The 12977-nt window shown below is 62.3% G+C and carries 15 protein-coding genes and 2 riboswitches; of the genes, 5 read left to right on the top strand and 10 right to left on the bottom strand.

Annotated features, from left to right (window positions below; genetic code table 11):
* From gcvPB to AAF563_21575, 6 genes are all read right to left on the bottom strand, one after another.
* Positions 1-929 (bottom strand): aminomethyl-transferring glycine dehydrogenase subunit GcvPB (gcvPB, locus tag AAF563_21600; GenBank protein MEM7123886.1); only part of this gene is annotated, 929 nt, incomplete at its 3' end.
* On the bottom strand, positions 926-2272 hold the full coding sequence (gene gcvPA, locus AAF563_21595; protein MEM7123885.1) for an aminomethyl-transferring glycine dehydrogenase subunit GcvPA: 1347 nt from the start codon (positions 2270-2272) through the stop codon (positions 926-928). The genes gcvPA and gcvPB, both read right to left, overlap by 4 nt.
* Positions 2272-2649 (bottom strand): glycine cleavage system protein GcvH, encoded by a 378-nt coding sequence (gene gcvH, locus AAF563_21590; GenBank protein MEM7123884.1) that lies wholly within the window; start codon positions 2647-2649, stop codon positions 2272-2274. Before gcvH ends, gcvPA begins: the two co-directional genes overlap by 1 nt.
* Before the next feature lie 26 nt (positions 2650-2675).
* Entirely contained in the window at positions 2676-3797 is a 1122-nt protein-coding gene (gene gcvT / locus AAF563_21585) for a glycine cleavage system aminomethyltransferase GcvT (GenBank protein ID MEM7123883.1), read from the bottom strand.
* 56 nt (positions 3798-3853) lie between these two features.
* A riboswitch (glycine riboswitch) is annotated at positions 3854-3955 on the bottom strand.
* Positions 3956-4093: riboswitch (glycine riboswitch) on the bottom strand.
* 67 nt (positions 4094-4160) lie between these two features.
* On the bottom strand, positions 4161-4709 hold the full coding sequence (locus AAF563_21580) for a hypothetical protein (GenBank protein MEM7123882.1): 549 nt from the start codon (positions 4707-4709) through the stop codon (positions 4161-4163).
* A 37-nt stretch (positions 4710-4746) separates the two neighbouring features.
* Positions 4747-4989 carry a CDGSH iron-sulfur domain-containing protein gene (locus AAF563_21575; GenBank protein ID MEM7123881.1) on the bottom strand — a complete coding sequence of 81 codons (243 nt, stop codon included), beginning with the start codon at positions 4987-4989 and terminating at the stop codon, positions 4747-4749.
* Positions 4990-5286: 297 nt separating this feature from the next.
* Between AAF563_21575 and ispH the strand changes: the two genes are divergently transcribed.
* Genes ispH through rnhA form a run of 3 tightly spaced genes read left to right on the top strand, consistent with a single transcriptional unit; the run spans position 5287 to position 7660 of the window.
* Complete coding sequence (gene ispH / locus AAF563_21570) at positions 5287-6246, top strand: 4-hydroxy-3-methylbut-2-enyl diphosphate reductase (protein ID MEM7123880.1); 960 nt, start codon at positions 5287-5289, stop codon at positions 6244-6246.
* Between the two features lie 9 nt (positions 6247-6255).
* Positions 6256-7218 (top strand): homoserine kinase, encoded by a 963-nt coding sequence (locus AAF563_21565; protein MEM7123879.1) that lies wholly within the window; start codon positions 6256-6258, stop codon positions 7216-7218.
* A 1-nt stretch (position 7219) separates the two neighbouring features.
* Positions 7220-7660: a ribonuclease HI gene (gene rnhA, locus AAF563_21560; protein ID MEM7123878.1), complete on the top strand. Its 441-nt coding sequence runs from the start codon at positions 7220-7222 to the stop codon at positions 7658-7660.
* Positions 7661-7868: 208 nt separating this feature from the next.
* On the opposite strand, the gene AAF563_21555 is transcribed toward rnhA, so the two are convergent.
* Complete coding sequence (locus AAF563_21555; protein ID MEM7123877.1) at positions 7869-8351, bottom strand: peroxiredoxin; 483 nt, start codon at positions 8349-8351, stop codon at positions 7869-7871.
* Between the two features lie 241 nt (positions 8352-8592).
* Between AAF563_21555 and AAF563_21550 the strand changes: the two genes are divergently transcribed.
* The gene (locus AAF563_21550; protein MEM7123876.1) at positions 8593-9171 is read left to right on the top strand and encodes a YqgE/AlgH family protein; all 579 of its coding nucleotides are present in this window, start codon (positions 8593-8595) and stop codon (positions 9169-9171) included.
* Between the two features lie 7 nt (positions 9172-9178).
* Positions 9179-9628 (top strand): MaoC family dehydratase, encoded by a 450-nt coding sequence (locus AAF563_21545; GenBank protein ID MEM7123875.1) that lies wholly within the window; start codon positions 9179-9181, stop codon positions 9626-9628.
* A 38-nt stretch (positions 9629-9666) separates the two neighbouring features.
* Here AAF563_21545 and AAF563_21540 read toward each other — a convergent pair whose 3' ends face one another.
* The 3 genes from AAF563_21540 to thrC are packed head-to-tail and all read right to left on the bottom strand — an operon-like array spanning position 9667 to position 12975.
* Positions 9667-10305, bottom strand: a complete 639-nt coding sequence (locus tag AAF563_21540) for a GNAT family protein (GenBank protein ID MEM7123874.1) — start codon at positions 10303-10305, stop codon at positions 9667-9669.
* Positions 10306-10315: 10 nt separating this feature from the next.
* Positions 10316-11575, bottom strand: a complete 1260-nt coding sequence (locus tag AAF563_21535; protein MEM7123873.1) for a pitrilysin family protein — start codon at positions 11573-11575, stop codon at positions 10316-10318.
* Entirely contained in the window at positions 11572-12975 is a 1404-nt protein-coding gene (gene thrC, locus AAF563_21530; protein ID MEM7123872.1) for a threonine synthase, read from the bottom strand. The genes AAF563_21535 and thrC overlap by 4 nt, the downstream gene beginning before the upstream one ends.
* Positions 12976-12977: the final 2 nt, after the last annotated feature.

The raw sequence follows: 12977 nt of genomic DNA, 5'->3' as shown, positions 1-12977 counted from the left end.
GCCACGACATAGGGCAGCGGCGCATAGGGTATCAGCGTGTCTGCCAGGACCACCGGCCCACTGCCCGGCCCGCCGCCGCCATGGGGTGTCGAGAACGTCTTGTGCAGATTGATGTGCATGGCGTCGATGCCCAGGTCGCCGGGCCTGACACGGCCGACGATGGCATTGAAGTTGGCGCCGTCGCAGTAGAAGAATCCGCCGACGCCGTGGATCAGCTCTGCCGCCTCCAGGATTTCGTCCTCGAACAGGCCGCAGGTGTTTGGGTTGGTCAGCATCAGCGCGGCCACGTCGTCGCCCAGCGCCTGTTTCAGCGCGCCAATGTCCAGCCGGCCGCGATCGTTGGCCGGGATGGCGTCGACCGTGTAACTGCAGTGGGCTGCGGTCGCCGGGTTGGTGCCGTGGGCCGATTCCGGTACCAGCACGCGCTTGCGCGCATCGCCACGATCTTCCAGCGCGGCCCTGATGGTCATCAAGCCCGCCAGTTCACCGTGCGCGCCGGCGGCCGGTGACATGGCGACGCCGGGCATGCCAGTCAACGTGGTCAGCCAGTGCGCAAGCGTGGCGATCAACTCCAAACAGCCTTCGACCGTCGCCGCCGGTTGCAGCGGATGGGCATGGGCAAAGCCCGGCAGCCGCGCCATCTTTTCGTTCAGGCGTGGGTTGTGCTTCATGGTGCACGAACCCAGCGGGTAGAGGCCGGAGTCGATCGCATAGTTCTTCTGCGAGAGCCGCGTGAAGTGCCGCATGACCTCGGGTTCGCTCAAGCCCGGCAAACCAATCGGCCCCTTGCGGTCGAGACCGCCGAGCCGGGTAGCCGTTGCTTCAGGCTCCGGCAGATCAACGCCGGTGCGGCCTGTCTCGTCGCGCTCGAACAACAGAAGCTCGTTCATGACGAGGCCGCGGTGACCGGAGATTGTCGGTTCGCTCATGCCAGCACCTCCCGAAGGGCGGCCGCATAGGCATCGATGCCGTCCTGTGTATTGGTCTCCGTGACCGCGACGATCAGCAGGTTGGCGCGATCCTTATCTTCGGGATGAAACCGGCTGAACGGGACACCGCCGAGCACGCCGCGTTCGGCCAATCCATCGGCGACATCGGCAGAGGGTTTGTCGAGCCTGAGCGTGAACTCGTTGAAGAAGGTCTGGTTAATCAGTTCGACACCATCAATAGCCGCCAGCGCGTCGGCGGCACGAATCGCGGCCTCGTGATTCAAACGCGCCAACCGCGTCAGACCGGCTTCGCCCAACAACGAGAGGTGAATGGTGAACGCCAGAGCACACAAGCCCGAATTGGTGCAAATGTTGCTCGTCGCTTTCTCGCGGCGAATGTGCTGCTCCCGCGTAGAGAGCGTCAACACCCAGCCACGCCGGCCCTCGGCGTCTTTCGTCTCGCCGACGAGTCTGCCGGGCATCTGCCGGACGTGCTTGGCGCGCGCAGCGAAGAGCCCGACATAAGGCCCGCCAAATCCGAGCGGATTGCCAAGCGACTGACCCTCGCATACGACGATGTCGGCGCCCATCTCACCCGGCGGTGTTACCAGACCAAGCGACACGACCTCCGTGACGACAACGACAAGCAGCGCGCCAACATCGTGGCAGGCCTTGGCCAGGCCCGAGACGTCGCGCACGTGACCGAACACATCCGGGTTCTGCACGACAACGCAACTGATCGTCTCGTCAATCAGGTCGGTCAGGTCTTCATCGCCACCATGAGAGGGCGGCTGGCTGACGATCTCGAAACCGGAGTAGCGGGCATAGGTCTCGACCGTGTGGCGGTAATGCGGATGGAGTCCGCCTGCCAGGAGCGCACGGGATCGGCGCGTGACACGGTCGGCCATCAACACTGCCTCGGCCGTACCGCTGGCGCCGTCATACATCGACGCGTTCGCAACCTCCATACCGGTCAGCATGGCGACCATGGTCTGGAACTCGAACAACATCTGCAGCGTGCCCTGGGTAATCTCCGGCTGATAGGGCGTATAGGAGGTCATGAACTCGCCGCGCTGAATCAGATAATCAACAGTGGCCGGTATGTGATGACGGTAAGCGCCGCAGCCCAGGAAGAACGGTTCGCGGGCGCTGTGCAGGTTCTTGTCGGCCATCGCCGAAAGCGCCCGCTCGACCTCAAGCTCTCCTTGGTGATCGGGCAAGGGAATCGGGGCATCGAGTCGGGCCCCGGCGGGAACATCGACATAGAGGTCGGCGATGCTTTCGGCACCGATGGTCGTCAGCATGGCCTGGCGGTCGGCATCCGTCAGCGGCAGGTAACGCATTACTCGAGCTCCGCCACAAACTCACCATAGGCTTCTTCGTCCATCATGCCATCGACGTCGCTTTCATCGGCCATCTTGATGCGCATGAACCAGCCGCCGCCATAGGCGTCGGAGTTAACCGGCGAGGGATCATCGGCCAGGCCGCTGTTGACCTCGGTGACTTCGCCGGAGACCGGCGCGTAGACTTCGCTGGCGGCCTTGACGGATTCAACAACCGCCGCTTCCTCGTGCTGGACCACGTTGCGGCCGACATCCGGCAGTTCGACGAACACGACATCGCCCAACTGTTCCTGGGCATAGTCGGTGATACCGACGGTCGCGATACCGTCTTCGATATCGACCCACTCGTGGTCTTTTGTGTAAAGCCTGTCAGCCATAGCGTTGTCTCCCTACTCTCAACACGTCAATTTCTGTGATAGCGATGCGGTACGAACGGCATGGCCGTTACGTCGATCGGCAGCGTCTTGCCGCGCACCACGGCGCTCAAGCGCTGACCCGGTTCAGCGCGATCGCTCGGTACATAACCCATGGCGACGGGACCGCCGACGGTCGCGCCGAAACCGCCGCTGGTGATCGTGCCGATGACGTTGCCGTCGTCGTCGACCAGGTCGGCGCCGTCGCGCACAGGCGCGCGACCCTCCGGCTTCAAACCAACCAGACGCCGGTCCGTGCCATCCTTGATTTGGCGCTGGATAACCGCGGCACCCGGAAAGTTCCCGCCGTCACGCCGAGCCTTCTGGATCGACCAGATCAGGCCCGCCTCGATCGGTGTCGTCGTGGTGTCGATGTCGTGGCCATAAAGGCAGAGGCCCGCCTCCAGCCTCAGACTGTCGCGCGCGCCCAGTCCGATCGGTTCGACCTCCGGCATATCCAGCAGGCGACGCGCCAGCGCCTCGGCGGCATGGCCGGGTACCGAGACCTCGACCCCGTCCTCGCCCGTATAGCCGGAGCGGCTGACCAACAGCCGCTCGCCGTCCAGATCCCAGGTCGCGGCCTGCATGAAACTCAGCTGTTCGCAGTCGGGCACCAACCGGGCGAACGCAGCCACCGCCTTGGGGCCCTGCAGTGCCAAGAGCGCGCGGTCGCTGAGGACCTCGATCTCGCAACGATCGCTCAGGTTCGCTTGAAGGTGCGCGATGTCCGCGTCCTTGCAAGCGGCGTTGATGACCAGATAGAGGTGGTCGCCCATGGCGGTCACCATCAGGTCGTCCAGGATGCCGCCCTGTTCGTTGGTAAATTGGGTATAGCGCATTCGGCCGGACTGAAGCGTCGTCATCGCGGCCGGCACCAGGGTTTCGAGCGCGCTGGCCGCCGCATCGCGGCCGCCTGCCGCCGAAAGTCGGACCTGCCCCATATGCGAGACGTCGAACAAGCCTGCTGACTCACGGGTCTGGCGATGTTCGGCGAGGATACCGGTGGGATATTGGACCGGCATATCGTAACCGGCGAAGGGCACCATGCGCGCACCCCGCTCGACGTGAAGATCGTAGAGCGGCGTCTTCTTCAACCCGTCCCTGGCCTGCACTCTCAACATCTCCCTCGGCGCGACTCGTTGGCCGTCAGAACATCACCGTTCTGACAGTCGCCCCCTCTGTCGTCGGACCTGAGAGCATCGCCGGTGGATTCGGCTTACCCCTTCGGTGAGACCACGCCACAGCGGGCCGGTCTTCTCTCCAGAGGCGCCATCCCCCGACGGTCCCGCTTGCCTGAGAGTTTCCGGGACGGGTTGCTCCTTCGGCGGCGGCCCCGTGGCGATGTCAGCGGCGTAAGTGCTACACCGAGCCAAATCGCGATTGGGCCGTTCTCTCCCGCCGGGTTCGTGAGCGCACGGGATGATGGTCACGCTAGCGCCGAAGGTCAACCTTCATGGCGAGGTTACACACAGGCACTATAACTGCCGCGCCCGCGCCTCCTCGAGCTGCTCGGGCGTGAGCTGGAAGCCGACAAAGATCGTGTAGTCAGCCGCACCGGCCAGGGTCGGGAAACGAATGCGCTGGCGCACCGTCTCGATATGGCCGATTTCCAAGGCATTCCCGGGAAAAGCGACATCGATGCCGAAGACCTGCTTGGCAAGCACCTCTCCTTGCGGGTCGGCGACAACCACGAAGTACGGGAACGTCGTTTGGCGCTCCTCCGATGCCGGCCCGCGCAACGCTCTGACGAAAAACTGAACTTCGACATCGACGAAGCGCTGTTCGGTCTCATAGAGGCAGTCCCAGGCGATATCGACGATTTCCGCGTTGAACTCGATATCGATGAGATCGCGGCCACCGCCAGGCGCATAGGCCGTCGACCGGGTCGCATCCTTGACCATATAGGCCTGCGGACAGATGACCGTGCCCAGCACTTCTTCCTCGGACTGGCAGGCCGCCACGAACAACCCCAGGGCGAGCATCGTTATCGAGGCAAGCCAGGGACCCCTTGGGATCAAGCGCATGCGCGTTGCAGCTCCGAACAGAAGAAACAAACCGTGGTCAAAGCGAACTGTGCGTTCCGTCGCAATAGGGCGACTTGGCCGTGTGCTTGCAGCCACACAACCAAACCGTCTTGTCCTCATCGGCAACGATCATCATGGGCGTCAAGCCCGTCCCTTTGTGGGTGCCGTCGCACAACGGCTGCTTGGCGCTGCGCCCACAGGAGCACCAGAAGTACTTCTCACCCTTCTTCAGATCGAGCTGATAAGGCTCCTTTTGCGCAATTTCGACGGCATCCGCCATCATTCCACCCCTTCTTTTTCGTCCTGCAGGCCGGCCTTGAAGGCGCGTGACCGGGCGCCAATCTAGAGGTCAGAATGGGTCGGAACAAGGGCAAGGGCGCATGTTTGATGGCATAGAGCCGATCCCGCTTTGACGAAACCGTTTCGGGCTTTCGTCAAAGCGGGTCAATCGGCTCTACACATCGATAGAGAGCGGATTCACGTGGTTAGGTGGGACCGGTGTACGGTCCCATCTAACCACGACCCGCTCTCGCTATGTGGTTTCCCACGCCGGCCTTGATGATCTAGGATCGCCGCCATGTTGGATGCCTCCACAAAGCCCCGTTTGACCGTGCTGCTGGCCTCGCCCCGCGGTTTCTGCGCCGGCGTCGACCGTGCGATCCAGATCGTCGAACAGGCGATCGCCCAGCATGGCGCCCCGGTCTACGTCCGCCACGAAATCGTCCACAACCGCTACGTGGTAGAGGGGCTTGAGAAGAAAGGCGCGATCTTCGTCGAGGAACTGGAGGAGATCCCCGATGACAGCCGACCGGTCATCTTCTCCGCTCACGGCGTGCCCAAGTCGGTACCGCAGGAAGCCAAGAAGCGCGACCTCTATTACCTCGACGCAACCTGTCCACTGGTCAGCAAGGTGCATATCGAGGCCGAGCGTCACTTCTCCAAGGACTACCAAATCCTTCTGATCGGCCATCGCGGCCATCCGGAGGTGATCGGTACGATGGGTCAGTTGCCAGAGGGCACGATCCTGCTGGTCGAGAGTGTCGAGGACGCCGAACGTATCCAACCGGCGGACGACAAGGACCTAGCCTATATCACCCAGACGACTCTCTCGATCGACGATACAGCAGCAATTGTCGAGGTGCTGCAGCGGCGGTTCCCCAACATCGAGGGACCGCGCAAACAAGATATCTGCTATGCCACGACCAACCGCCAGCAGGCGGTCAAGGCGATCGCCGGGCGCTGCGACACAGTGCTGGTGATCGGCGCGACCAATTCATCGAACTCCCTGCGCCTGGTCGAGGTCGCGACACATGCCGGCGCATCGAACGCCTTCCTGGTTCAGCGCGCCGACGACCTGGCGCGCATGGCCCTTGACGACGTCACGACCCTGGGCATCACGGCTGGCGCATCGGCGCCTGAGATCCTGGTCGACGAGGTCCTGGACCATTTACGCCGACGTTTCGAGCTGACCATCGAGGAAGTCGAGGTGACGCGCGAAGACGTTCATTTCAAACTGCCCAAAGCGCTCACCGCCTGATCAACGCCCATGGCTGTCTATACCGACGTCGCGGCAGAAGACGTTGCCGCCTTTCTGACCGAGTACGACATCGGCCGGGTCGTCTCGTTGAAGGGTATTGCCGAAGGCGTCGAGAACAGCAACTACCTGCTGCTGACCGATCGCTCGCCGTTCATTCTGACTCTCTACGAAAAACGCGTTCGCGAGGACGACCTGCCGTTCTTTCTTGGCCTGATGGAGCACCTTGCCGATCGCGGCGTGCCGTGCCCGACTCCGATCCACGGCCGGGACGGCGCGGCGTTGCGCACACTCAACGGACGGCCGGCGGCGATCATCTCGTTCCTGAATGGTGTCTCGCCGCGCAGGGTCAGGCCAGAACATTGTTCGGCCCTGGGAAGCGCCCTGGCCAAGTTACACTTGGCCGGCCAGGACTTTTCAATGACCCGGCCGAACGATCTTTGCTTGTCGGGATGGCAGAGCCTGGCCAAACAATGCCTTGCGCAGGCTGACGAAGTCATGCCGGGCCTGGGGCGCGAGATAGCTTCGGAAGTCGAAGCGCTGGAGAGCTCCTGGCCAGAGGACCTGCCATCAGGCGTCATTCATGCCGACCTGTTCTGCGACAACGTGTTCTTTGAAGACGATGCGCTGACTGGCCTGATCGACTTCTACTTCGCGTGCAACGACTTCTTCGTCTATGACGTGGCCATCTGCATGAACGCCTGGTGCTTCGAAAACGAACGCGAGTTCAACGTCACCAAAGCGCGACAACTGCTGGCGTCATACCGCCAGGTTCGCCCATTCGAAACCGGTGAGCTGGACGCGCTTCCCTTGTTGGCGCGCGGCGCATCGCTGCGATTTCTTCTGACCCGATTGTTCGATTGGCTGCATCCGGTCGACGGCGCGCTCGTCACGCCGAAGGACCCGCTGGAGTACCTGCGCAAGCTGCGCTTCCATCAGGGCGTGACGAGTCCAACAGCCTACGGTCTGACCTGATATGGCGGACACGCCTGTCGTTATCTACACCGACGGTGCGTGTTCGGGTAATCCCGGTCCCGGTGGTTGGGGCGCGCTGCTGCATTGGCGCGACGCCAAAAAGGAAATCAATGGCGGCGCGCGGGAGACCACCAACAATCGCATGGAACTGATGGCTGCGATCGAGGCGCTTGAATCGCTCAAGCGGCCGTCGACCATCGAGCTTTTTACCGACAGCACCTATGTGCGCGACGGTATCACCTCATGGATCACACGCTGGAAACAGAATGGCTGGCGCACGGCGGCCAAAAAGCCGGTGAAGAACGCCGACCTATGGCAGCGGTTGGACTCGGCGCTCGCACGTCACAACGTGACCTGGCATTGGGTCAAAGGCCATGACGGCGATCCCGGCAACGAGCGCGCCGACGCCCTGGCGCGCGAGGGCATGGAACCTTATCGGTAAGGCGTGGCGTTCCATCAAAAACGGCCCCCGATCGAAACCGGAGGCCGTTTTGTTTTACGTTGCGCCGTGCTCCTAGAGTGGATCGCGAACAATCAGAGCCACTCGGCGGCTCTGACTAATCGCGAGGATCCGCTCTCGATCACATAGTTAGAGCAGATTCACGCCTTCTATCTGGATTGCAAGCGATTCAGATAGAATGCGAACTGCTCTAGCCGAGCTGCTCCAGCATCGTCTCCGCGCTGGTGCTGCCGTAACCGTCTTCGTCGACGTTGAACTGCGTTACGACACCGTCGTCGACCACCATGGAAAAACGCTTGCCGCGCAGCCCCATGCCGTAACCGTCGAGGTCGATTTCGAGACCGAGCGCCTTCGTGTAGTCGGCACTGCCGTCGGCCAGCATCATCACCTTGCCCTCGGCATGCTGATCGTCACCCCACGCACCCATGACAAAGGCGTCGTTCACAGCCATACAGGCGATGGTATCAACGCCCTTCGACTTCAAGTCGCCGGCGTGGTTGACGAAGCTGGGCAAATGTTGGGCCGAACAGGTCGGCGTGAAGGCGCCGGGCACAGAGAACAGGGCAACCTTCTTGCCACCGAACAACTCATCGGTGGTGACCGCCTGCGGGCCATCGGCCGTCATTGTCTGCATGGTGCCCGCTGGCATCTTGTCGCCTACTTTGATCGTCATGGTTTTCCCCCTGGGAATCGTGAAACCTGCCTCGAACCGAGGATACGGCTTCATATAACGCGCAGATGGTGGCCCACAAGTATGTTAGAGCAGATCCAGGTTTCTTGGCGAAGCGTCGCGGCAACGTCAATCTGCTCTACGCATCGATAGAGGGCGGCTCAAAACGGGCTGACCAATTTCTGTGTCGACGGCTTCCCATCTGGATGTACAATTGGTCCGGGCGCGCAATAGTTGAAAGGTCATGACCGGCAACACCGACTATCTTGAAGGTCACTGTTTAATCGCCATGCCGACAATGGGCGATGAACGTTTTGCACGCACGCTCGTCTACATGTGCGCCCACAACGAAGACGGTGCGATGGGGTTGGTGGTCAACAAACCCCTGGATGACTTGAGTTTTGGCGATCTCTTAACCCAACTCGGTATCGATCAGGGTCCAGCGGCCGATGCCATTCGGTTGCACTTCGGCGGCCCGGTTGAGACCGGTCGTGGGTTTGTTCTGCATTCTGATGACTACTCCAACGACGGCACGCTGCCGATCGCCGAAGGCGTGTCGTTGACCGCGACGGTCGATGTGTTGCGTGCCATGGCGCAGGGCGCTGGACCGCGACGCAGCCTGTTGGCGCTGGGCTATGCGGGCTGGGCGCCGGGCCAACTTGATGCCGAAATCCAAGGCAATGGCTGGTTGACCTGCGAGGCTGACGAAGAGTTGATCTTCGGCCAGAACCTGGGCGCGAAGTGGAACAAGGCGCTGGGCAAGATCGGCATCGACCCCGGCATGCTGACATCCGATCCGGGCATCTCCGGCAAACCCAACTGATCGTTCTGTGACACTTCGCTGCCTCGACGATTTTGTCGCCGGCGACGTCATTGATCTGGGCGAGGTAACGCTCAGCCAAGACGACATCGTTGCGTTCGCCGAACGATACGATCCACAGCCGTTTCATACCGATCCCGGTGCCGCGGCCACATCGATCTATGGCGGCTTGATCGCCAGTGGCTGGCAAACGGCCTGCCTTTTCATGCGTCTGCTTGCCACCAACCTGCTCAACGGGTCCTTGAGCCTGGGTTCCGGCGGGCTTGATGACCTGCGCTGGCTGGCGCCGGTCCATCCGGGCGACCGGCTGTCGGCGTCGATCAAGATCAAAAAGACCCGCGTCTCCAACAGCAAACCCGACCGCGGCATCGTGACCTGGCGCGGCTCGATGCGTAATCAGGACGGCGTTGAGGTCATGACCATCGACGCCACCTTCATGATCGGCACCGGCCGAAGCTAGGCTGTTCGTTTTGCCTGACTGACGTCGCGGGTCGCTGATCAGTCGCCGGCAAGGGCCGCGGCGCGATGCTGATGTTGCTGCAGGCGGAAATGCCGCCAGTCCGATTCCAACAGGGCGAACAGGCGATGGTCCTGCCAGCGGCCATCAATCTTGAGGTAACCGCGCGCCAGGCCTTCCTCATGGAATCCCAAGCGACGCAACAGCCGTTGACTGGCTTCGTTGTCGGGCAGACATGCTGCCTCGACCCGGTGCAGGCGCAAGGTATCGAAGATGTGCTCCAGAACGACGGCGACGCCTTCGCTCATGTATCCCTGTCGGGCATAGGGTTCGCCGACCCAATAGCCGATCGAACAGGTCATCGCGACACCACGCCGGATGTCGGCAATTGTCAGACCGCCAATCACCTGGCCGCCCTCGCGATCGAACATCAATAGACCGGACGATGTCCCTGCCAGACGCTCACGCTGAAGAATGCGCACGCGGCGGCGAAACGCCTGTTGCGTCAAACTGTCGGACGCCCAGGTCGGCTCCCACGGCTCCAGGAAAGTGCGCGAGACGCGCCGCACCTCAGCCCAAGACGACCAGTCTTCCATGCGAGCGGGGCGCAGCAAAACGCGGTCGCCCGTCAACACCGGTCCCGGTTGGTCGCTCGGCATGCGTTTCAGGAGGTTCAGCACTCAGCTCGCGTCAGGCAAGATGCCCGGCGATCCTCTCGTAATGTTGTTGGTAGCCGGCCGGGCCAATACTGGCGACGGTCGGCTGACAGGTGTGGAAAAGGCGTTCGGCGCTCGATGTAATCTGTTCGCCGTCGACCGCGTCCAGTTTCGCGACAATTTCATCCTGTGGCACGGGCCGGCCGAAAACCAACATCTGGCGCGCGACAGTTTCGCATCGTGACGACGTGCTTTCGCGCGACATGAGAAGGCCCGCTTTGAGCTGGGTGCGCGCGCGTTCCAGTTCCGCGTCGCTGATACCGTCGGTCGCGCGCTTCAGTTCGTGGGCGATGACCTCGCCGACCTCGTTGGAGTCCTCGTCCGCACAGCCGGCGTAAACGCCGAACAGGCCGCCGTCGATGAAGGACGAACCGAAGGAATAGATCGAATAGGCAAGGCCACGCTTCTCACGGATTTCCTGGAACAGGCGCGACGACATGCCGCCACCCAGCGCGTTCGACAGAAGCTGGACCGCGTAATAGTCGGGGTCCTCGTAGCCGACGCCATCGAAACCGACGACCATGTGTACCTGCTCGACGTCGTCGGCCTGTTCCTTGGCACCGCCGCCGTAAGCGACCGGTTCGGCCGAGTGCATGTTGGCGTGCCGCAGGCCGGCGAAGTGTTCCCCGGCAAGGCCGACAAGCGCGTCGTGCTCGACGGCGCCGGACGCCGCGAGCACCATGCTGTCGGCGCTATAGAACTGGCCCATGAAGTCGCTCAGCGCATCGCGGCTGAATCCATCGACCTTATCGGGCGTGCCCAGGATTGACCGACCCATCGGCTGGTCGGGAAACGCGCATTCCTGGAACAGATCAAAGACCAGATCGTCGGGCGTGTCGTAGACCTGCGCGATTTCCTGCATGACCACCCAACGCTCACGCTCGAGCTCGTCGTCGCAGAATGTCGAGTTCTGCAGGATGTCGGCCAGGATATCGACCGCCAACGGAACATCGTCTTTCAGGATCCGCGCGTAGTAGGCCGTGTGTTCGCGCGAGGTATAGGCGTTCACATGGCCGCCGACATCCTCGATTTCCTGGGCGATCGCCTGGGCGTCCCGGCGCTCCGTGCCCTTGAACGCCATATGTTCCAGAAGATGGGAGATTCCGTTCAGTTCGGCCGGTTCGTCGCGTGCCCCGACGTCGACCCACACCCCGACCGCCGCGCTTTCGACGCCCTCGATACGGTCAGTGACGACACGCATGCCATTGGCAAGCGTGGATACTTCAACACTCATGGTCCACCAGACGTTTTTGCTTTCTTGATGAAAGCTTGCACGGCTGCCAAGTCATTTGGCAAGTGTTCGACTCGTTCAGGCCGATCCATCACCTCGGCCAGACGGTCCAGTGCGGGGGGTGCGTGACCGATTGCCGCTGCAACCGCGTCCGGAAACTTCGCCGGATGGGCCTGGCCGTGAACGATGACTGGCACATCCGCGGGCACGCCAGTGGCCCTAGCCGCGGCCGTCCCGCATGCGGTGTGAGGGTCGACGATCACGCCGGAATTGCCGTGAATCCGGCGAATTTCCTGCAAAATCCCATCATCGTCCAAGCGAAAGGCGTCGAAGATCTGACGCGTCGCACCGGCCACATCGTTGCCGACCGCGAAGCCGCCATTGCGCGCGAGATCCGCCATGAGCTGTTCGATCGTGTCGCCGTCGCGGTCGTGCAGCTCGAACAACGCCCGTTCAAAGTTGCTTGAGACCTGGATATCCATGCTGGGGCTATAGGTCTCGACAACCGTCGACTTGCGGTATTCGCCCGACTCGACGAATCGGGCCAGGATGTCGTTGGCGTTGGTCGCGATGATCAACCGGGCGATCGGCAGACCCATCTTGCGCGCGGCAAAACCGGCAAAAATGGCGCCGAAATTGCCAGACGGGACGCTGAACGCGATATCGCGCCCCGGCGCGCCGAGCCGGACTGCGGACGCGAAGTAATAGACGATCTGGGCCATGACACGGGCCCAGTTGATCGAATTGACGGCTGCCATGCCGATCGCGCGGCGGAATTGATCGTCACCGAACATCGCTTTGACCAGGGCCTGGCAGTCGTCGAACGTGCCCTCGATCGCCAGGCAGTGGACGTTATCCGCGTCGACCGTGGTCATCTGGCGGCGCTGTACGTCGCTGACGCGCCCATCCGGGAACAGAATGAACGTCTGGATCCTTTCGCGGCCGGCGCAGCCTGCGATCGCCGCCGAACCGGTATCGCCGGACGTGGCGCCGACGATGGTCACACGCGTATCGCGGCGCGCAAGCGCACGATCGAACAGCCGGCCGAGCAGTTGAAGGGCGACGTCCTTGAAGGCGAAGGTGGGTCCGTGGAACAGCTCCAGGAGCCAATCGTTGTCGTTAAGCTGCGTCATCGGCACGACTGCGGCGTGATCGAACACCGCATAGGTCTCGCGCGTCAGGTCTTGCAACTCATCCGGTTCGATCCAGCTATCAACGAACGGCGCCATCACTCGCGCGGCGATCTCGGCGTAGCTCAGACCGGCCATCGCCTGGATGTCGTCGCGCGAGAACTGCGGCCAGGCCTCGGGCAGGTAGAGGCCGCCGTCGGAAGCAAGGCCCGTCAGCATGGCTTCTTCGAAATCCAGGACCGGCGCGCGGCCGCGTGTGCTCACATACCGCATGC

The organism is Pseudomonadota bacterium, from assembly GCA_039028155.1.
Classification (GTDB): domain Bacteria; phylum Pseudomonadota; class Alphaproteobacteria; order SP197; family SP197; genus JANQGO01.
The sequence above is the reverse complement of the archived record's forward strand: the minus strand, read 5'-3'. Positions and strand labels throughout refer to the sequence as shown.

What these genes read in the sequence shown, in the direction of transcription:
- gcvPA (MEM7123885.1), bottom strand. Translation starts at nt 2,272, where the DNA reads ATGCGTTACCTGCCGCTGACGGATGCCGACCGCCAGGCCATGCTGACG.
- gcvH (MEM7123884.1), bottom strand. Translation starts at nt 2,649, where the DNA reads ATGGCTGACAGGCTTTACACAAAAGACCACGAGTGGGTCGATATCGAA.
- AAF563_21580 (MEM7123882.1), bottom strand. Translation starts at nt 4,709, where the DNA reads ATGCGCTTGATCCCAAGGGGTCCCTGGCTTGCCTCGATAACGATGCTC.
- AAF563_21575 (MEM7123881.1), bottom strand. Translation starts at nt 4,989, where the DNA reads ATGGCGGATGCCGTCGAAATTGCGCAAAAGGAGCCTTATCAGCTCGAT.
- ispH (MEM7123880.1), top strand. Translation starts at nt 5,287, where the DNA reads ATGTTGGATGCCTCCACAAAGCCCCGTTTGACCGTGCTGCTGGCCTCG.
- AAF563_21565 (MEM7123879.1), top strand. Translation starts at nt 6,256, where the DNA reads ATGGCTGTCTATACCGACGTCGCGGCAGAAGACGTTGCCGCCTTTCTG.
- rnhA (MEM7123878.1), top strand. Translation starts at nt 7,220, where the DNA reads ATGGCGGACACGCCTGTCGTTATCTACACCGACGGTGCGTGTTCGGGT.
- AAF563_21555 (MEM7123877.1), bottom strand. Translation starts at nt 8,351, where the DNA reads ATGACGATCAAAGTAGGCGACAAGATGCCAGCGGGCACCATGCAGACA.
- AAF563_21550 (MEM7123876.1), top strand. Translation starts at nt 8,593, where the DNA reads ATGACCGGCAACACCGACTATCTTGAAGGTCACTGTTTAATCGCCATG.
- AAF563_21535 (MEM7123873.1), bottom strand. Translation starts at nt 11,575, where the DNA reads ATGAGTGTTGAAGTATCCACGCTTGCCAATGGCATGCGTGTCGTCACT.
- thrC (MEM7123872.1), bottom strand. Translation starts at nt 12,975, where the DNA reads ATGCGGTATGTGAGCACACGCGGCCGCGCGCCGGTCCTGGATTTCGAA.